This is a genomic window from Streptomyces sp. NPDC107546, assembly GCF_055639175.1.
On sequence record NZ_JBVKBA010000022.1, the window covers coordinates 12,993 to 30,834 of the forward strand.

At 69.6% G+C, this 17,842-nt stretch carries 17 protein-coding genes and 3 pseudogenes; 10 read left to right on the forward strand and 10 right to left on the reverse strand.

Features of this window, described 5'->3' with window-relative positions:
* Positions 1-80 precede the first annotated feature (80 nt).
* Both ACZ7L1_RS27520 and ACZ7L1_RS27525 read right to left on the reverse strand, forming a co-directional pair.
* The gene (locus ACZ7L1_RS27520) at positions 81-392 is read right to left on the reverse strand and encodes a hypothetical protein (RefSeq protein WP_471440702.1); all 312 of its coding nucleotides are present in this window, start codon (positions 390-392) and stop codon (positions 81-83) included.
* On the reverse strand, positions 389-1,201 hold the full coding sequence (locus ACZ7L1_RS27525; RefSeq protein WP_471440703.1) for a phytanoyl-CoA dioxygenase family protein: 813 nt from the start codon (positions 1,199-1,201) through the stop codon (positions 389-391). Before ACZ7L1_RS27525 ends, ACZ7L1_RS27520 begins: the two co-directional genes overlap by 4 nt.
* Before the next feature lie 70 nt (positions 1,202-1,271).
* Between ACZ7L1_RS27525 and ACZ7L1_RS27530 the strand changes: the two genes are divergently transcribed.
* Positions 1,272-2,042, forward strand: coding sequence for a helix-turn-helix domain-containing protein (locus ACZ7L1_RS27530; protein ID WP_471440704.1), 771 nt, complete (start codon positions 1,272-1,274; stop codon positions 2,040-2,042).
* A gap of 94 nt (positions 2,043-2,136) precedes the next feature.
* Here ACZ7L1_RS27530 and ACZ7L1_RS27535 read toward each other — a convergent pair whose 3' ends face one another.
* Both ACZ7L1_RS27535 and ACZ7L1_RS27540 read right to left on the reverse strand, forming a co-directional pair.
* Entirely contained in the window at positions 2,137-3,357 is a 1,221-nt protein-coding gene (locus tag ACZ7L1_RS27535) for a low temperature requirement protein A (RefSeq protein WP_471440705.1), read from the reverse strand.
* Positions 3,358-3,367: 10 nt separating this feature from the next.
* Positions 3,368-4,105 (reverse strand): flavodoxin family protein, encoded by a 738-nt coding sequence (locus ACZ7L1_RS27540; protein ID WP_471440706.1) that lies wholly within the window; start codon positions 4,103-4,105, stop codon positions 3,368-3,370.
* A 410-nt stretch (positions 4,106-4,515) separates the two neighbouring features.
* Between ACZ7L1_RS27540 and ACZ7L1_RS27545 the strand changes: the two are divergent.
* Positions 4,516-4,830: pseudogene (locus ACZ7L1_RS27545) on the forward strand (aminotransferase class I/II-fold pyridoxal phosphate-dependent enzyme); the annotation flags it as partial.
* A gap of 120 nt (positions 4,831-4,950) precedes the next feature.
* Here the strand turns inward: ACZ7L1_RS27545 and ACZ7L1_RS27550 are convergent.
* Positions 4,951-5,130: pseudogene (locus ACZ7L1_RS27550) on the reverse strand (response regulator); the annotation flags it as partial.
* A gap of 302 nt (positions 5,131-5,432) precedes the next feature.
* Between ACZ7L1_RS27550 and ACZ7L1_RS27555 the strand changes: the two are divergent.
* Complete coding sequence (locus tag ACZ7L1_RS27555) at positions 5,433-5,855, forward strand: ATP-binding protein (protein WP_471440707.1); 423 nt, start codon at positions 5,433-5,435, stop codon at positions 5,853-5,855.
* 9 nt (positions 5,856-5,864) lie between these two features.
* Here ACZ7L1_RS27555 and ACZ7L1_RS27560 read toward each other — a convergent pair.
* The 3 genes and pseudogenes from ACZ7L1_RS27560 to ACZ7L1_RS27570 all read right to left on the reverse strand — a co-directional run.
* Positions 5,865-6,007, reverse strand: a pseudogene (locus ACZ7L1_RS27560) (carbohydrate ABC transporter substrate-binding protein); the annotation flags it as partial.
* Positions 6,008-6,084: 77 nt separating this feature from the next.
* On the reverse strand, positions 6,085-6,591 hold the full coding sequence (locus ACZ7L1_RS27565; protein ID WP_471440708.1) for a molybdenum cofactor biosysynthesis protein: 507 nt from the start codon (positions 6,589-6,591) through the stop codon (positions 6,085-6,087).
* Positions 6,592-6,784: 193 nt separating this feature from the next.
* A complete protein-coding gene (locus ACZ7L1_RS27570; protein WP_471440709.1) occupies positions 6,785-10,957 on the reverse strand; it encodes a beta-galactosidase in 4,173 nt (1,390 codons plus the stop codon).
* A 293-nt stretch (positions 10,958-11,250) separates the two neighbouring features.
* Between ACZ7L1_RS27570 and ACZ7L1_RS27575 the strand changes: the two genes are divergently transcribed.
* The 4 genes from ACZ7L1_RS27575 (at position 11,251) to ACZ7L1_RS27590 (ending at position 13,611) form a co-directional block, all read left to right on the forward strand.
* Entirely contained in the window at positions 11,251-12,231 is a 981-nt protein-coding gene (locus ACZ7L1_RS27575; protein ID WP_471440710.1) for an alpha/beta fold hydrolase, read from the forward strand.
* A 192-nt stretch (positions 12,232-12,423) separates the two neighbouring features.
* Positions 12,424-12,963 (forward strand): hypothetical protein, encoded by a 540-nt coding sequence (locus ACZ7L1_RS27580; RefSeq protein WP_471440711.1) that lies wholly within the window; start codon positions 12,424-12,426, stop codon positions 12,961-12,963.
* Positions 12,964-12,991: 28 nt separating this feature from the next.
* Positions 12,992-13,267 carry a DUF6158 family protein gene (locus ACZ7L1_RS27585; RefSeq protein ID WP_471440712.1) on the forward strand — a complete coding sequence of 92 codons (276 nt, stop codon included), beginning with the start codon at positions 12,992-12,994 and terminating at the stop codon, positions 13,265-13,267.
* A 95-nt stretch (positions 13,268-13,362) separates the two neighbouring features.
* A complete protein-coding gene (locus tag ACZ7L1_RS27590) occupies positions 13,363-13,611 on the forward strand; it encodes a hypothetical protein (protein ID WP_471440713.1) in 249 nt (82 codons plus the stop codon).
* 178 nt (positions 13,612-13,789) lie between these two features.
* Here ACZ7L1_RS27590 and ACZ7L1_RS27595 read toward each other — a convergent pair whose 3' ends face one another.
* Complete coding sequence (locus ACZ7L1_RS27595; RefSeq protein ID WP_471440714.1) at positions 13,790-14,302, reverse strand: isoprenylcysteine carboxyl methyltransferase family protein; 513 nt, start codon at positions 14,300-14,302, stop codon at positions 13,790-13,792.
* Positions 14,303-14,323: 21 nt separating this feature from the next.
* Positions 14,324-15,385 carry a type III polyketide synthase gene (locus tag ACZ7L1_RS27600; RefSeq protein WP_471440715.1) on the reverse strand — a complete coding sequence of 354 codons (1,062 nt, stop codon included), beginning with the start codon at positions 15,383-15,385 and terminating at the stop codon, positions 14,324-14,326.
* A gap of 290 nt (positions 15,386-15,675) precedes the next feature.
* On the opposite strand from ACZ7L1_RS27600, the gene ACZ7L1_RS27605 reads away from it, so the two are divergent.
* From ACZ7L1_RS27605 to ACZ7L1_RS27615, 3 genes are all read left to right on the forward strand, one after another.
* On the forward strand, positions 15,676-16,338 hold the full coding sequence (locus ACZ7L1_RS27605) for a hemerythrin domain-containing protein (protein ID WP_471440716.1): 663 nt from the start codon (positions 15,676-15,678) through the stop codon (positions 16,336-16,338).
* 232 nt (positions 16,339-16,570) lie between these two features.
* Positions 16,571-17,128, forward strand: coding sequence for a hypothetical protein (locus ACZ7L1_RS27610; protein WP_471440717.1), 558 nt, complete (start codon positions 16,571-16,573; stop codon positions 17,126-17,128).
* Between the two features lie 141 nt (positions 17,129-17,269).
* Positions 17,270-17,770 carry a hypothetical protein gene (locus ACZ7L1_RS27615; protein WP_471440718.1) on the forward strand — a complete coding sequence of 167 codons (501 nt, stop codon included), beginning with the start codon at positions 17,270-17,272 and terminating at the stop codon, positions 17,768-17,770.
* Positions 17,771-17,842 lie beyond the last annotated feature (72 nt).

The following is a 17,842-nucleotide window of genomic DNA, read 5'->3' on the forward strand; positions in this document are numbered from 1 at the left end:
CCTGCGGCCGACCATGGCGTGCCCTCGGTCTCTGCCGGGAACCGCGGCGCACCCAGTCCTCACGGCACGACACGCGGACACTACCGGGAGGACTCCGTGCGCGCAGTCCCGTCTCCCGCGTCCGCTTCCACGAGCTTCTCGAAGAAGAACTCGTGCTTGAGAAAAGACACGTCGTACTCGTGTCCCGGATAGGGCGGGATCAACTGTGCGGCCTGGAACAGCCGCCAGCCGTCCTCCAGGGCATGCACGCCCGACTTGTACGGCGGTTCGTCGCCGTCCCCGGTCGTGGGCGAGGTGCGTGCCGTGCCGTCGTACCGCGACCAGCCCACGGTCTCGGAATCCAGCGCGGAGGTGGCCAGGTAGAGCACCAGAACCTGCTGACGGACGCTCATACAACCTCCTTCGTAGGGCGGTTGGAGACCCGGGTCACCCAGTGCTCCAGGTCGAAGGAGTCGTCTCCGGTGAGTTCGCGCCACAGCAGGACGCGGTTGTAGAACTCCAGGCGTGCGGTGGCGGGCTCGTACCAGGGGAAGTAGGCGGTGAGGTTCTCGGCGACACGTGGGTCGTCGAGGTCGGAGGTGTCCCACAAGCGCCGCTGCCGCACCGTCGGATTGAAACGGATCTTGAACATGTAGCGCTCCACGTCACTGTCGTTGCGCCGTCCACCGTGCCAGAGTCCGTGGTGCAAAAACACCACAGTGCCGGCCGGACAGACGAGCCTGGACTGACCGCGCAGGTTCTGGTAGCGGCCGGTGTCCGACTCGTTCGTACGCCGCAGATGACTGCCGGGCACGCTGAGGGTGCCGCCCATGGCAAGCGTCACGTCCTGCGGGTAGTACATCAACTGGACGTCGAAGGCGTCCGTGCGCACATCGATGATCGCGTCTCCGTGCAGCGGCTGAGCCCGCCCCTCGTGGGGGTCGCGCACGTGCACGGCGTGGTGGTCGACGCTCGGCCCGGGGCCGACGAGGGAATGCAGCGCTCCCGCCACGGCGGGAAGTTCGATCAGACGCCGGACGAACGATCCGTCCGGATAGGCGTCCTGAACGCTGCTGCCGTAGGGCACATCGGGGATACCGTCGCGCAGGACCCCGATCCCCTCCTCGTTCATGTCCGGGGGCACGACGGCGTCGAGGCGCAACGAGCCGTGCGCGACGAAGTGGGCCATCTCGACCGAGCTCAGCAATGGGATGTCTGCCATGCGGCCACCGTAAGCAGCAATCGCCGCTCGACGCGTGGGCGCGGCTCACCACTACTGGTAGCTTTTCACCATGCTCAAGACGGAGCTCCAGCTCGGTGAACCGCCCGTCGTGGCGAACGCCGGCGTCGGCGTCCATGGTGTCGTGAGCCGTACCGACGTCTTCCGGCTCCCTGAGCTGTGGCAGCTGCATCTGTACCAGTACGACGCCGAGCTCGACGTCGACGGCACTCCGTATGCCATCCGACCCGGCCGCGTGAGTCTCGTACCGCCCGGGGCCACGGTCCGCTACCGCTACCAGGGCCGCTCCGAGCATCTTTACGCACACCTGCGCATCGTGGCCGCCGGCCCTGCCCGCACCGTGCCGGTCGTCCAGGACGCCGGCCCAGAACTCCCGGCCCTCGACTCCCTGTTGCGGCAGGCGGTCACCGCCCTGCCCCGCGATCCGCAGCGCACCAGAGCCGAGATCTGGACCGCTCTGTGGCGCATCGCCCACCTGGCTCCCACCGCCGAGCGGCCCCGTCCACACCCCGCGGTCGGCACGGCCATCGCCTACATCGAGTCGCACCTGGCCACGCCGCTCACCGTGCCGGATGTCGCACGGGCCGCGGGGGTCTCGCACAACCACCTGACACGGCTCTTCCGCACCGCGACCGGCGACACGGTCGTCGGCTACATCCGCAGCCGGAGACTCGACCGCGCCCATCACCTGCTGCGCGCCTCGACTCTCTCCATCTCCGCGGTCGCCGCCTCCGTCGGCATCCCCGACCTCCAAGCGTTCAACAAGGCGTGCCGACGCGAGTTCGGAGCCTCACCGCGTGCCCTGCGCGGGTTCGAGACGTGACGTTTGCTCCGGCACCGGCGGGCGGCTCGCTCGAGCGGCTCGGTGGGAGCGGCGGGACGACCTGACGGATCTGTGTCGGGCACTTCGAACAAGCTCAGGGAACGGCTGCAGCGTCTGACGACTGGGTGGTGCGGCGGTGCTGGATCAAGGAAACGGCCACGCTGAGTGCCGCGACGAGTCCGGCAAGAAGCACCGCCCAGGAGCCCGCGAACGTGCAGGCCAGGATCGCGACCGCGGCCAGCGGCAGGACGGCCTGCTGCCGCGGTGACGACTTGTAGTGGCGTGCGTGCAGGAGCCAGGTGAAGAGGACGAATCCGGCCGTCGGGACGGTGACCGAGGCGGCGGCGCCGGTGGCTCCGACGTGGGCCTGGCCGACCACCTGCTCGATCGCCACTTCGAGTCCGGCGCCGATACCGGCGGCCGTGGAGAAGACCAGGTAGTGCCCGTAGCCCCACAGGAAAGCACGTCTGCCGGTCCGCAGGTGCTGGTGGATGGGCACGACGAAGTAGATCCAGTAGGCGGCGAACACGATCAGCAGACCCCCCGCGGCGATCGGAAACAGCTGCGTCGAACTGCCCCTGTCCAGAGCCCCCTGGACGGCCACCGTCGCGGCGGCGACCGTCTCGCCCAGGACGATCAGGGTGAACAGTCCGTAGCGCTCGGCGATGTGGTGGGGATGCCAGGGAGTGGGCCTGTGGTGCTCGGCCACCACGGGCACGGCGAGTTCCGCGGCCGCGAGGACGATGAACACCCACACCTTGACGTCCGTGTGCGGCAGGAACCCGAACGCCACCCAGCCGCTCTGCACGAGGACGACGCCGACGGCGTACCGCAGGGCGGTGACTCGGGCGCCGCCCCGCTCGCTGCGGGCCGCTCTGACCCACTGAGTCGTCAATGCCAGCCGCATCACCACATAGCCGATGACGACGATGGAGTAGTCCGTGCGGTCGAAGGCGCGCGGCACCCCGGCAGCCAGGATGAGGACGCCCGCGATCTGCACCAACGTGGTGAGCCGGTAGGGCACGTCGTCCGTGTCGTACGCGGAGGCGAACCAGGTGAAGTTCATCCAGGCCCACCAGACGGCAAAGAAGATCATGGCGTAGCCGGCCACACCCTGCCCGGCATGCCCCGCCGCCACGGCGTGCACCAGCTTGCCACCGGCCTGCGCGACGGCCACCACGAAACAGAGATCGAACAAGAGCTCCAGCGGTGTCGCGACGCGGTGCGCTTCCGTCGGGTCCCGCCGGACCATCGTCCGCAGCAAAGGCCCGACCGGAACCCTGCCGCCCGGCGGGCCGCCGGCGCGTTCACTCACCGCCGGCGTCCTACCGGTGCTCGGGGTTTTCGTAGTCGCGACGGCAGCCCGCGTCCCAGGCGGTGCGCTGGTTGCCGTAGGCGGGGATGCCGCCAAGGTCCTTCAGCGCCCGCGCCAGGTGCAGCAGGTTCCAGGTCATGAAGGTCGTGTTGCGGTTGGTGAAGTCGTTCTCCGGACCGCCCGAGCCGGGGTCGAGGTAGGAGGGGCCGGGGCCCGCCTCGCCGATCCAACCGGCGTCGGCCTGGGGAGGGATGGTGTAGCCCAGGTGCTGCAGGCTGTAGAGGACGTTCATGGCGCAGTGCTTGACACCGTCCTCATTGCCGGTGATCAGGCAGCCGCCGACTCGGCCATAGTAGGCGTACTGCCCGGCTTCGTTGAGCAAGCTGGAGCATGCGTAAAGGCGTTCGATAACCTGCTTCATCACGGAGCTGTTGTCACCCAGCCAGATGGGACCTGCCAGGATGAGAATGTCGGCAGCGAGGACCTGCTCATAAAGGCCGGGCCAGGCGTCCGTCTCCCAGCCGTGCTCGGTCATGTCGGGCCACACGCCGGTGGCGATGTCGTGATCGATGGCCCGTACCACATCGGTCCGCACTCCCTGTGCGTCCATGATGGCGGTGCTGCGGTCGATGAGTCCCTGGGTGTTGCTGGGCTCCGGCGACCTCTTGAGGGTGCAGTTGATCACCAGGGCCCGCAGGTCGTCGTACCGGGCGGGCGGTGTGTCGGTGGCGGGCGAAGAAACGGTCACAGGTCCTCCCGGAGTCCTGCCGCCACGCTGTGCATGGCGGCGCGTCCACGTCCAGCGTGCGGACCGGCGGAGTGCGGCGCCACCATCCGGCGTCCGAATGGTCCCGCGCACGCAAGCACGTGGGGGGCGACTGCACCTGAGTACGTGACTCAGCTGGCTGCGTCACTTGGCCCTGACGCGGCCGCTCTGTGTTGCCCAGGATGGAGTGCCCCCGCGCGAGAGGTGCTTATGGGCCGCGACCTACAGCTGCATGTTGCTGCTCCGGAGGATCTCGAGTGGATCCACGAACTGCGTCACCGAGTGTATGCACAGGAGTTGGGCCAGCATGAGCCGAATCCGGCCGGGCGGCTTCGACCTCGCCGCCGGCCGGCGCCGAGGGCCTGCTGGCGGAAATCGCCACGGCCCGGGCACTGCCGGCTCGGACGCTCGCGGTCGGCGCCGGTTCGTCCGACTTGATCTACAGGGCGTTCGGCCGGTGGCTGACCCCGGGAAGCAGGGTGCTTCTCACGGACCCGAGCTACGGCGAGTACGCCCATGTCACGGAGCGGGTGATCGGATGCCGGGTGGACCGGTTCCGGTTGCGTCGCGAAGACGGCTGGCGGATCGATCCGGCCCGGCTGTCCGCTGCCGTCGCGAGCGGCCGATACGACCTCGTGATGGTGGTCAACCCCAACAACCCGACCGGACGCCACGCGCCGGCCGCAGAGCTGCGCTCGGTGATCGCCACCGCACCGGTCCGAACGCGCTGGTGGATCGACGAGGCGTACCTGGGTTATGCCGGTGCCCATGTCGGGGAAGTCCCGGCGGATGGTGCGCGCCGCCTCGAGCCCTTCCATGGCCTGATTCGGGGGCATCCGGATGTCCATCACCACCAGCTCCGGCTCTTCCTGCCGGACGACCTCCAGCAGCTGCACGGCGTCACCGGCCTGCCCCACCATGGCCAGGCCCGAGCGCTGCAGCAGGCTGGCCAGCCCTTCGCGCAGCAGCACGTCATCGTCGGCGAGGACCACCCGCAGATCGCTCATGACCGATCCGTCAGCACCGCGCCCGGACCCGGGTTCGTGGGTCCGGATCCCTTCCCGTCATGCCTTCCATTGTTACCGCAACGTGCCGGCCGAGCGTGGCTTCGGCTACCTGCTCCTTTGGTGCTGACTGCGGCCCGTGTATTCCCGCTGGCCGGTAAAGAGGTCGGGCGCTGGCCACGACGACACACCACACGGATGCACGGGAAGGTGGTCACGTCCAGCCCAACCAGCGCCGCGAGACCGACGGCACCACGTGCTCGAAGAAGGTGATGGCCGCGATGTACGTCTGTCCTCCAGGTCTCTTGCCCCAGCAGACTGGAACCCAGCACACGTCGACACCCGGCCGCACCTGGGCCCTGGCGCACCGTCCAGAGGCCGCCGGGGAAGCCCGCAGGCTCTCCCGGCGCCTGCTCACCCATTGGAAGGTCACCGGCGAGGTGGCCGACTCGGTGCTGCTGGTCGTCTCCGAACTGGTCACCAACGCTGTACGGCACGCCCGGCCTCCCCTGGTTCTCGCACTGTGCTGCGACCCCACGGCCGGGCAGGTGCACATCGAGGTGTCCGACGGCGGCCCCACCGTCCCGCACTGCCGCCGGGCAACCGAGCGCACCGACGACGAGCACAGCAGCGGACTCATGATCATCGAGCTGCTCGCCGAGGCACACGGTGGCCGTCAGGAGGCCGGGCACGCCATCCACTGGGCCGACATCACCACCAGGAGCTGACCCTCGTGCTCACGAGGACGCGAAGATCGCCTTCTTCTGGCGCTCGACGGACGACAGGATGCCGTCCACGCCCTTGGGGTTACGGACGAAGTTCCGCAGCGCGGGCTGCACACCGTGGAGGTGAAGTCCGGGCGGCTGTCGCGGTCCATGAACCAACAGCACACCGCCTGCCGGGCCCGCCGACCAAAGATCGGCGGGCCCGGCCGCCATCTGCCCGAAGCTGAGCTCGTCACTCCTCGCCGGAGTCCGTGCACACCCCGAACGCAGCAGGCCCCACGGTGAGGACCCCGTCGGACAGCGGCAAGCAGCGGACGCCTCCGCCGCCGCGCAGCGCCCGCTGCGCGCCGGGTCCGATGGTGCTGTCCATCCACGCGCACGGCCTGGCCGCGCTGCGGACCGCCAGCACCACGGGTCCACTGCCGCAGTCCAGGAAGACCGTCTCGCCGATGTACGCGTCGATGTCCACGCCGCGCAGCAGGACATTGCGCCGGGTCAGGCACAGGTCGGCCTCGCCGGAGACCGCCTGCGGCAGGCGCTCGGCGGCCATGAGGGTGACCGACGCACTGCGATGGGCCGGACGGTTGAAGTACCGGTCGCCCACGATGCCCAGCCCTTTGCGCGCCTGCGCCGTGGCCACCAGTTCCTCCCGCGGCAGTTCCGGGACACCGTCGCTTGGACGGCCCTGGAGACGATGCACGGGAGAGACCAGCAGCTGAACGATCTCCACCTGCTCCACGTCACCGAGCCTAGCCCCGAGGCCCTCGAGGCGGAGCATGGTGACGCCAGACCGCTGAAGATCTCCTTCGCGCCACGCTGCCAGAGGCCGGCCGGGTCATCGCGCCCACGGCGCCTCGCCGGCCGGCCCCCGACGAACGCCTACGACCAGGAGATCCAGGACCCGCTGTCATAGGCGTCCGTCGGCCGCACATCTAGCCGCAGGTCAGCGTCGGCACGGCCCAGTCGCCGTGGTCGTTGCCGTTGCCGTCGCCGGCGTCACCGACCTTGAGGTCGACCACCTGCGCGCCGCTGACGTCGACGTCGATCGGCACCGCGGCCTGTTTGCCCCGGATCGTCGGGGTGGTGACCAAGGTCTTGCCGTCGGCGATCACGGAGAACGTCACCGTTCCCGCACCGCCGGTCTCGTCGTCGACACCGACGTACGCCGTCATCCGCCTGCACTTGCCGGCGAGGTAGAGCTCGACGTCGCTGATCGAGTTGGTGCCCAGGCCCTTCGGGTAGCTGACACCGGCGATGGTGATCGGATGGCCGTCCCCGGCCGCCTGCTCACCGACGCTGCTGTCACGCTCCACCGGGCCCCACCCGTTGGTGGACGACAAGAACGGTAGGTCGCTCACGGCGTTCTTCCCGGCCGACGGAGCCGGGGGGATCCCGCCGACGACGCGCTCGTCACCGACGGCAGCCTGTCGTCCGTTCTGCAGGTAGTGCACCGTGGCGGTGAGGGCCGAGGCGGAGGGCAGCTCCCCGGCGGGCGGCTGGACCTTCCAGGTGAAGGTGGCCGATCCGCCCGGGAGCAGGCGCCCCACCGACATGGGGCTCGTGGCACTCACGCTCCAGCCGTCGGGCGCGGAGAGCGAGGCCGTCAGGCGGGACGCGGACGGTTTGTCCTCAGGCACCTGCACCGTCGCCTCGGCCGTGAAGGCCTGCCCCGACTGAGCGGTGTCCGGCACGTCCAAGGTGACATCCGCTCCCGGACGCTTCGGCATCGCGTACGTGCGGGGGTTGTAGCGGGGGCTGTCGTTCTGCGCGACGCGCAGGGACGATGCGTAGCTGCCGTAGTTGGTGAGCGAGACCTTGCCGAGCCCGCCGGTGCTGCCGTCCAGGTTCCACACGGCGATGGCGATGCTGTTCCGGCCGTTCGGATTCAGGATTCCGTTCGGGACCGGGAAGGTGCTCTGCGGGCCGAGGTAGTTGACGTAGTTGCCGACCTGCCAGCCGTTCACGAAGATCGTGGCACGGTACTTGCGTGACGGGTCGTCGGTGAACGTAAGCCCCAGCGAGGTGTCCTGGCCGTGCGGCAGGTCGAGGTCGACGTCGGTGCGGTACCACGAGACGCCAGGGCGGGTGTCGGTCGTCGGCAGGGACACCCGGTCCCAGTTGCCGTCCGGGTAGCCCGGCAGGGACCAGCCGGCCCGCTCGCCGTACAGACCGCCCGTCGAGAGCGGGCCGCGCACCGTGTCCTGCAGGTCCTCGCCGCCCCGTACGCCCTGCAGCCGCCAGGTGACGGAGGTCAGCGGCGCCCCGACGAGGGAGGCGCTGGTCAGGCCGCGCGCGGTCTTGTTGCCGTTGGTCGAGTTGTAGTCCTCCTCGTGCCCCATGTTCACGGTCAGCACGGAGATGACGTTGTCGCCCTTCGACTTCACCGAACCGGGCGGGAAGGCGAAGTCGGCGCTGCCCGTGGTGGAACTGCCCAGGAAGGTGCCGCCCAGCCAGGCGGAGAGCGCCTGGGCCTTTCCGCCGGAGTCCGAGACCAGGTGGATGCCCGTCTCCTTGCCGGTGGCGCGGAAGCGGCCGCGGTACCAGGTGTTGCCGGTGTGGAACCCGTAGTCGTCCGCGTAGAGCACCGGAAGCGAGTTGACACCGGAGACGCTGTTGGTGGTCGTCTTGTCGGCCACCTGCCAGCTGGAGTCGTCGAAACCCGGGGCCGCTTCGGGGGACTCCGCGGCGTGCTTCCAGTTCGTCAGCGTCGGCAGGTGTATCGGCGCAGCCACCGATATCTCCCCGGTGAGGCTTCCTGTGTCGGTGGCTCGGGTGTCCAACGCGCGGCCGTTCCAGGTGACGTGGTCGGCGGAGGTGAACACCTCGATGTTCTTGTCATCGGCGTTGTCGCCGGTGAGCGCCAGGGTGTGGCCTCCGTCCAGGCTGGTCGCCGCGCGCAGCAGATGGGTGCCGCGCACGAGCACGGGGCCGGTCGCCGTGTCCTGACGCCAGTAGGTCTTCGCCGTGTCCTTGTCGCCGATGAGCAGCAGCAGCGGGCGCTTTCCGCCGCCGCTGACGCTGACGCGGATCAGGCCCTTGTGCGTGTAGTTCAGCCGCAGGTCACCGGTGGTCGCGTCCCAGGTGGTCGTGGCCGTGCCGTCGCTGGTGACCACGGTGGGCTCGGAGGAGTAGCGAAGGACGGTCTCGCCGTCGCTCCCCGGGTTGCCGTAGAGCACGGCGACGTCCCGGTTCCCGATGGTCGCGTTGGTCATGATCTCGGACGTCGAGTACTGCAACTGCGCGTCCCCGAGCCGGTAGTTCGCCACGATCACATGCGAGTCGCGTCCGTCGAGCATGATCGCGGTGCCCGGCTGCTGCGGCACGACCGGGTAGGTCGGCGCCGCGGTGCCGGCCGTCGGCACGTCGATGGCGTCGATGGACACGTAGTTGTCCGTGGACCCCGAGCTGTGGTTCCCGTCGACGACGATCTTCAGCGTGTGCGTCCCGGGCGTCAGGCCGGTCTTCTGGAAGACCACCGCCTGGTTCTCGCCGCCGGAGTCGTCGACCGTCGCCTCCTTGGTGCCGTCGACGTAGACGTCGGCATAGCCGTGGTTGTTCGTCTTCGGCCCGATCCAGCGGATGGCCGTGCCGTCGAAGGGGACGGTGACCGAGTCACCGGCCTTGTTGGAGAACGACTCGGTGTGTTTGTAGTCGCCGCCTGTGTAGCTCTGGTCGGCCACGTGCGACCACGAACCGGTGTACTGCAGCGCGGAGTCGGGGTCGTCCCAGGTGTAGGTGGTGTCCGTGGACGGCTGGGCGTTGAAGTCCAGCGAGATGTGGGTCCTGTCGAGGGCCGTGGACGTGGAGTTCCCGTGCCGCAGGACGTGGAACTGCGTTTTGGTGTCGGGGTTCATCCGGGCGGTGTCGACGACCGCGGAGTCGTCCGGCGGCGCGGTCTTGATCGCGTCGGTCTTGGTCAGCGGGGCGACCGACTGCGTGAAGTACCCGATCAGCTTGTCCTCGTAGTACTTCGGGTCCAGTTGGCGGTTCTCGCGGATCGCGGCGCCGTAGTCGTAGGACGTGTAGTTCTCCGGCATGCCCAGCCAGCCCCAGTTGGTGCCGCCGTAGGTCATGTAGAAGCTCTGCGCGGTCGCCCCGACCGCCATGTTCTGCTTGTAGAACACGTTGGCGAACTGGTCGTTGATCAGTTGGGCGCACTTGTCGTAGCCCGGGCCGCCCCAGGGGTCGAAGGCGCCGCCCTGGAACTCCGGCGAGTACAACGGCTTGCCGGCCGGGTGGTCGTAGCTGATGTCGGGGACGCCGTTCCACTTCGAGGGGTTCGAGCAGTTGAAGCCCTGCGGGTAGGAGTCCGGGCCGTCGACGTCGAGGGCGGCCGCGCCGGAGTTGAAGGTGCCGTTGTTGTTGCCGGTCAGGGGTACCGTGATGCCGTCGGCGCGGGCCTTGTCCTCCAGGTGCTGCATGTAGGAGCGGCCGGCGGCCGAGCCGTTGTAGTACTCGTTCTCGACCTGGTAGGCGATGACCGACCCGCTGCCGTTGGTCATCTGGTGGCGGGCGATGATCCGGTCTATCTGGGTCAGCCACTCGTCCGCGTACTTCAGGAACTGCGGGTCGTCACTGCGGTTGTGCCCGGCCTTGGTGGTCATCCAGCCGGGCAGGCCGCCGCTGTCGACCTCCGCGTTGATGTAGGGCGCCGGGCGCGCGATCACGTAGAGCCCGGCCTCCTGGGCCATGTCGAGCAGCTTGTCGACGTCGCGCACCCCGCTGAAGTCGTACACACCCGGCTTCGGCGAGTGGTATCCCCAGTCGAAGTACAGCGAGGTGGCGTTGAATCCGGCGGCCTTCATCTTCTGGAAGATGTCGCGCCACAGGTCCGGGCTCGGGAGCCGGAAGTAGTGGAACTCGCCGGACCACAGGTAGGTGCGCTTGCCGTCGACGAGGAACGAGTAGCCGTCGAGACTCACCGTGTGCGCCCGCGGGCCGGCGGCGGGCGCGGCGGCGGATGCCTGCCCGCCGACGTCCTGCGCCGCGGCGGGCGCGGCCATGCCCGCGGCCAGGGCGATGGTCGCGGCTGTCGCGAGGACCGCCCTCCACCATCGACGGCTGCCGGGTCTCGCAGCCTTTGAACCGATCCGAATACTCCGCACTGCGGCCTCCATACCGTCTGAGCAATCAACATCAAACAGACTCAGGCAAAGTCGAACATTAAGGGGGCGTGGGGCACGGCACAATGGGGCGGGGGCAACGTGGTCGAGGTGAGCCCGGGGCCGGCTGGGAAGCCGCATGTCACGGCACTGTCCTGGTCGCTGACGGCTCGTCACGGGATACGGAGGCCCGCAGAGGACCGGGCTTGCTGAATCGGCAAACGAACTCGCCTTCCGGGCAGCGTCTTGCGCATGATCGGTGGCCAAGAGCAGGCCAACGGACCTGGAGGAGACGCATGTCGGAGCACGTCGCGGAGGTCACGCACCGATTGGTTTCCTCGCCGGAAGGCCGTATTCACCTCGCGGAGCAGGGAATCGGGCCGCTCGTGCTGCTCGTGCACGGCTTCCCCGAATCCTGGTATTCCTGGCGCCTCCAGCTGCCGGTGCTCGCGGCGGCGGGATACCGCGCGGTCGCCATCGATGTCCGCGGCTACGGCCGGTCCTCCAAGCCGGCCGCGACGGATGCGTACCGGATGGTCGACCTGGTGGAGGACAACGTCTCGGTGGTGCACGCCCTGGGCGAGGAGTCGGCGGTGGTCGTCGGCCACGACTGGGGCGCGACCATCGCCGCGAACTCCGCCCTGCTCAGGCCGGAGGTCTTCCGCGCAGTGGGACTGCTGAGCGTGCCCTACACCCCGCGCGGCGGGCCCCGCCCCAGCGACGTCTTCACTCGGATGGGCGGGGATGAGGAGTTCTACGTCTCGTACTTTCAGGAGCCGGGCCGCGCCGAGGCCGAGATCGAACCCGATGTTCGCGGCTGGCTCGCGGGGCTCTACGCGGCCCTGTCCGCCGACACCATGCCCGCGCCCGGTGCCCCCGATCCGCACTTCGTCAGCAGGGAGGGGACGATGCGTGAACGGTTCCCCATCGGCCGACTGCCCGCCTGGCTCAGTGAGGGAGACCTCGACGTCTACGCCGGGGAGTTCGAACGGACCGGCCTGACCGGAGCGCTCAACCGCTACCGGAACATGGACCGCGACTGGGAGGACCTCGCCGCCTTCGACGGTGCCCCCCTGACCCAGCCCTCCCTGTTCATCGGCGGCAGCCTGGACGCTTCCACGACATGGCTGGCCGACGCGATCGACGCGTACCCGGTCACGCTGCCGGGCCTGGTCTCCTCCCACCTCCTCGACGGCTGCGGCCACTGGATCCAGCAAGAACGCCCCGACGAGGTCAATCGACTCCTGACCGACTGGCTCACGACACTGCCTGCCTGACGCACTCGCGCCCCCGCCAACCCTTGTCGAAAACACGCGACGGATGCGAGGCGTCACACGTGGGATGCGGTGATGCGGGTACTCGTCCGCTCCCATGGCCATCAGCGGGCACGACAGTCAGGGAGAGACCAGCCATGCTCAGTTCATGTCGCGGCGGCCTTCGGCCGGTCCGGTCGTCCCTGGAGGGCCGGGATGAGTGACGTCGGCCAGGGCAGCGGCACCAGCACGCAGAACGCCGACGGGCAGGCACGGACCGACCTGCTCGGTATCTACCTCAACGACCACCTGGCAGGGTCGACCATCGGGAGTCGCCGCATCCACTACATGGTCCGGGCACTGCGCGGCTCCCCGCTCGCCGAAGCGTTGCGGCCGATCGCCGGCGAGATCGCCCAGGACCGGGCGACCTTGTTGGACATCATGAGCCGACTGGGCGTTCCGGCACGCCGATACAAGATCCTGGCAGCGGAGACGGCCGAGAGGGCGGGACGCCTGAAGCCGAACGGCCGCCTCCTCCGCCGCTCTGCGCTGACCTCGGTGGTCGAACTCGAGTTCCTCCAGCTCGGAGTCGAGGGAAAAGCCGCCGGATGGCGCATGCTGCGCCGACTGGCGGAGAGTGACGGGCGTCTTGACCGGCAGCAGCTCGACGACCTGATCGAACGGGCCCGGCGGCAGCTGCGCACGCTGGAGGAACTGCGTCTTCAGCATGCCGAGAAGGCGTTGCGGACAAGGTGAGGACACTGGTTTTCATCGGAGGCAGCTGATGAGTGAGATCACCCCTTCCCAGGCGGCCGGCGAGCGCTCCGAGAGCGACCAGACAGGCCTGGACCCCTCGGCGTTGGGCGATCACCAACTGATGCGGGAACTGGAGACCGTACACCGCACCCGCCACGACACCTTCCTGCACGGCTCCGAGGACGCGCTGGACGCCCACACCCGGCGGATGGCCGAACTGGAGGAGGAATACCTCCGGCGCCATCCCCAGCGGCTCGTGACCGCGGATCGGACCCGTGCGGGGGCCCGGGCGCGCGAAGAATGACCACCGCTCTGTGCCGCTCCTCGGCGTAGGCGCCGGCCGGGGTACGCCCCCGACCGCGAGCCCAAACACCCGCGATCGACCGGAAAGGCCGACGCGTGATCGAAGAGAGGCACATCCGGGAGCTTCTTGGCGCGCAGGACGATGATGCGGTGCTGATCCTGGTACAGGGCAGTGCCGAGGTCGTGAGCGCCACCGAGCATGCCGAACAGCGCGACGCGGGAGCGGCGGTGCTCATGACGAAGGGCGAGCTCCTGGACCGTCTGGGCACCTCGGCGCCGACCGAGCGCGATCTGGTCCTCGTCACGCAAGCGCTCAGGGACATGGTCGGGAAACTGGGAGCCTGAGCCCCGGCGCAGCAGTCGGCAGCCCCGCGTACGTCGACAGAAGGAGGGCGCGCTGGTCCGAGTCCGTCCCGCCCTGAGCACGCTGCGACCGGGCCTGATGTCCGCGCATCCGTCATCGCGGCGACGTCCGGCCCGCGTCGCCCTGTCGGGCAGCGTGGCGCTCGTCCGGGGGGCGCGCCTACCGAGCGGCTGCCGAGAGCGCGGATTCCTCGGAGCGGACGCGTACGGCCAGGAGCCCGGTGTTGCACACCGTGAACGCCGTCGCAGTCAGCCAGGCACCGTGCACCAGCGGCAGCGCGGCTCCCTCGACGACCACGGCGAGGTAATTGGGATGGCGCAGGAAGCGGTAGGGGCCCTTCGTCACCCTGGGCAGGCCGGGCACGACGATCACCCGGGTGTTCCACTGCCGTCCCAACGTGCCGATGCACCACCAGCGCAGCCCCTGGGCGGCGACGACCAAGGCCAGCATCGGCCAGCCGACGCCCGGAAGGAACGGCCGTCCGACGACCCGTACTTCCACCAGGCAGGCCACGAGCAGACCCGTGTGCAGCACGACGAGTGCCGGGTAGTGCCCTCGCCCCGTCTCAACGCCCCCGCGGGCCGTGCTCCAGCGGGTGTTGCGACGGGCCACAGTCAGCTCGGCCAGCCGCTCGGCGGCGATGGCCGCGACGAGGAGCGCATACCAGATCACCCGGTCATTCCTCCCTCCGTCTCACCAGCGGAGCAGGACCAGTTCGGCGCAGAAGCCCGGGCCGAGGGCGAGCAGCAGGCCCCAGGTGCCGGGCGGGGGCCGCCTGCGTCGCTGGGTGTCCTGGAGCACATGCAGGACGGAGGCGGACGACAGGTTCCCGACCTCCGCGAGGGAGTCCCAGGTGACGTCCAGTGCCCCGGGCGGCAGGTCCAGCGTGTCCGCGATCGCGTCCAGCACCTTGGGGCCGCCGGGATGGCACACCCAGGTTCCGATGTCGTGCCGGGCCAGGCCGTGGCCGGAGAGGAAGGTGTCGATGTCCTCCGCCAGATGTGCGCGGACGATGCCCGGGATTGCGGGGTCCAGCACGATACGGAACCCGCTGTCGGTGACATCCCAGCCCATGGCGCGCTCGGTGGCCGGGTAGAAGCGGCTGCGGCTTGCCACCACCACGGGGCCGAGCGGGGACCCTGGCTCGTCCGGAGCCCTGCTCCCCTGGGCCACCAGAGCGGCGGCGCCATCGCTGAACAGGGCGCTGCCCACCAGATTGGCCGGCGAGGGATCGGACCGCTGGAATGTCAGCGAGCACAGCTCCACGGACAGCAGGATGGCGGTGTGCGTGGGCCAGCCCCGCAGGTAGTCATGGACACGGGCGAGCCCCGCCGCACCGGCGGCGCACCCGAGTCCGAACAGCGGGAGCCGTTTGACGTCCGGTCGCAGCCCCAGGGGACCCATCAGCCGGGCGTCCACCGAGGGAGCGGCCAGGCCGGTGGTGGAGACGACGGCGATCAGATCCACCGCGCCCGATGCCAGCCTGGCGGAGGCGAGGGCACCCCTGACCGCTTCGGCCCCCATCCGCTCCGCGGCATCGATGAAGGCGTCGTTGGCCGCACCGAAGCCGTCCAGCTCGGCGTAGGCGTCCAAGGGCAGCACGGTATGACGGAACCGCACTCCTGCCGCGGCGTGCACTCGGTCGAGCAGCGACCGGTCCGCCCCCGTCAGGCTTGAGCGCACCTGATCGGTGATGTCGCGCTGACGGTACCGATGGGGTGCCAGGACCTTCTGTACGGCGACGATGCGGCTCATACAAGGTTCCGATCGACGTGTGACGGCAATCCGGCTGCTGGGTGGGCCCTCAGGCGTGGTTGTCGCGGGCGGGCCGTGATCCCAGCCCCTGGTGATCCCAGCCTCAGGAACACGAGTACCCAGTCCGGCATCTGGGTCGCCGCGCGGTCCGGCGGCTGTGACGCGCCGCGTCAGTGCCGATGCGGTGCGGTAGCTGGTCCGAGTCGACCATCAGCCGGTCCGCACGTGAGCGCGTGAGGGTGACAGCGTGGGGGTACCCGGCACTCCCGACACAGGAGTGAGGAGGGATCATGGGCATGCTCAGAAAGACGGCCGGGATGAGCGCGACGAAGCCGCTGCTCACCGCAAAGGCCACGGCGAAGGCCGCGAAGACCGTTCCCGCCCGGTCCCTGCAGATGGTGCGCACCCTCGGCGGCGAGAACGTCGTCGACGTGCTCACACGTCAGCATCGGCAGATCAGGCTCGGCTTCCTGCAGGCCGCGCTGCCCGGGCCGTGGCGCCGCCGGAACTTCGACCGGCTGATGCGCCTGCTCGCCGTGCACGAGGCCGCCGAAGAGGCGCACGTCCACCCGGTGGCGCGCCGGGCCCTGCAGCACGGCAGCGAGCTGGCCCAGCGCCGCCTCACCGAGGAGAAGGAAGCAAAGCAGCTGCTGGTCGCGCTCTGGCGTACCGGTCCGAACGGGGCCGGGTATCTGCGGCGGCTGAACCAGGTCCGGCGTGCGGTCGCCCGGCACGCGGCACGTGAGGAACGGGAGGAATTCGCCGCGCTGCGAAAGGTCGTGAGCCCGGCCCGGCTGCGCATGCTGGGCGCCGAGGTCAAGCTCACCCAGGCATACGCGCCGACCCGGCCGCACCGCTGGGTCAACAACGAGGCCGCGAACAAGCTGGTCGGGCCAGTCCTCGGTCCCCTCGACCGAACCCTGGACGCCGTCCGCCACCGCATGGCCTCCTGACGCTCAGCAGGAGCGGCCGCGCACCGGCACCGGTGCGCGGCACGTTCCGCAGTCACGCGACCTGGCGGGATCGCCCCGTCCGGCGCGTACGGAGCTGGGTGGTCCTCCCTGCCGCCCGTACCCCCCGACGCGGGTCACGTCGCCGTGGCCGACGCCTTCTGTTTCATGGAAAACCGCCCGAGAATGGCAGAGATGAAACCGTTCGGGCGCTTGGCTCAAGGACGTGGGCCCGATGACAACTGGGACAATTCTGGCGATCATCGTTCCGGTCGTGGCGGTCATCGCCCTGATCGCACTCGGCTCTTCTCTTCTCATGCGCCGTCGCCGCCTTCGTGACCGCTTCGGCCCCGAGTACCGGCGGACGGTCGAGGAGACCGGCAGCCGACGGGCCGCCGAGCGTGACCTGATCGACCGTGAGATGCGGCACGACGCACTGGACGTCAAACCGTTGCCCACCAGCATCCGCGACCGCTACACCCGGGAGTGGGCCACCGTGCAGGAGGAGTTCGTGGACCGGCCCGAGGACGCCGTGCACGACGCGGACCGCCTGGTGACCTCGCTCATGCGCGAGCGCGGCTACCCTACGGAGAAATTCGAGGAACAGCTGAGGGACCTCTCGGTCGAGCACAGCCGCACGCTGGAGCACTACCGCGCCGCCCACGCGATCGACGAGCTCGGGACCCGCCACAAGGCCGACACCGAGCAGTTGCGCAACGCCCTGGTCCACTACCGCGCGCTGTTGGAGGACCTGCTCACCGACGGCGGGCAGCCGCGCCCCACCGGGAGCTGAACCACGCACTGGACGGGCGCGGATCCGGCAGGCGTGGAGCCCGGTGCGCTTACTCGGCCCAGGGCGTGAAGCCGGTGTCGAGGACGGCTGCCAGGGAAGCTCGCAGGCGGGCAGCGTCCTCGGCGCCGAACGCCTGGTTTCGTGCTCGGCTCGAACGCCGTCGGTCTGGCCGGCCTCCTGTACCTGCGCCATCGGTTCTGGCTTCTGGGCAGTGTCTCGCTGGGCATCGGGACGGTCGCAGCGATCATCGCCGGTCCCGTTCTGGGAGCGGTCCCGGCCCCGGTCGTTCCGCTCGTCCTCACTCTGACCCTGCTGGCGGCTGCGGCCGCCTTCACCACCAAGCTGCTCGGTACCCACCTCGGCCCCATCGGGCTTCCGGTCGCCACCCTCCTGCTCCTCACCGTCGGCAACGCCACCAGTGGCGCCACCATCGGCGCCGACCTGCTGCCCACCGCGGCCCGAGCCGTCTCCGCACTGCTGCCGCCCGGCGCGGCCGTCCGCGCGATCACCGACCTGAGCTACTTCGACGGCTCGCACGCGGCAGGACCCGTCGTCACACTCGCTGTATGGGCCGTCGTCGCCGCGCTGCTGCTCGGCCTGCGCGCCCGCCTGACGCGGCGACGCACGACGCCCGCCGCCTGACTCGGGCCGAGCTCCCCCAACTGCTCACGCGACTGCTCGGGCACTCACTACTCAGCTACTCCATTGCTCAGC

What these genes read in the sequence shown, in the direction of transcription:
- ACZ7L1_RS27575 (WP_471440710.1), top strand. Translation starts at nt 11,251, where the DNA reads ATGTCGGAGCACGTCGCGGAGGTCACGCACCGATTGGTTTCCTCGCCG.
- ACZ7L1_RS27525 (WP_471440703.1), bottom strand. Translation starts at nt 1,201, where the DNA reads ATGGCAGACATCCCATTGCTGAGCTCGGTCGAGATGGCCCACTTCGTC.
- ACZ7L1_RS27530 (WP_471440704.1), top strand. Translation starts at nt 1,272, where the DNA reads ATGCTCAAGACGGAGCTCCAGCTCGGTGAACCGCCCGTCGTGGCGAAC.
- ACZ7L1_RS27600 (WP_471440715.1), bottom strand. Translation starts at nt 15,385, where the DNA reads ATGAGCCGCATCGTCGCCGTACAGAAGGTCCTGGCACCCCATCGGTAC.
- ACZ7L1_RS27605 (WP_471440716.1), top strand. Translation starts at nt 15,676, where the DNA reads ATGGGCATGCTCAGAAAGACGGCCGGGATGAGCGCGACGAAGCCGCTG.
- ACZ7L1_RS27610 (WP_471440717.1), top strand. Translation starts at nt 16,571, where the DNA reads ATGACAACTGGGACAATTCTGGCGATCATCGTTCCGGTCGTGGCGGTC.
- ACZ7L1_RS27585 (WP_471440712.1), top strand. Translation starts at nt 12,992, where the DNA reads ATGAGTGAGATCACCCCTTCCCAGGCGGCCGGCGAGCGCTCCGAGAGC.
- ACZ7L1_RS27580 (WP_471440711.1), top strand. Translation starts at nt 12,424, where the DNA reads ATGAGTGACGTCGGCCAGGGCAGCGGCACCAGCACGCAGAACGCCGAC.
- ACZ7L1_RS27520 (WP_471440702.1), bottom strand. Translation starts at nt 392, where the DNA reads ATGAGCGTCCGTCAGCAGGTTCTGGTGCTCTACCTGGCCACCTCCGCG.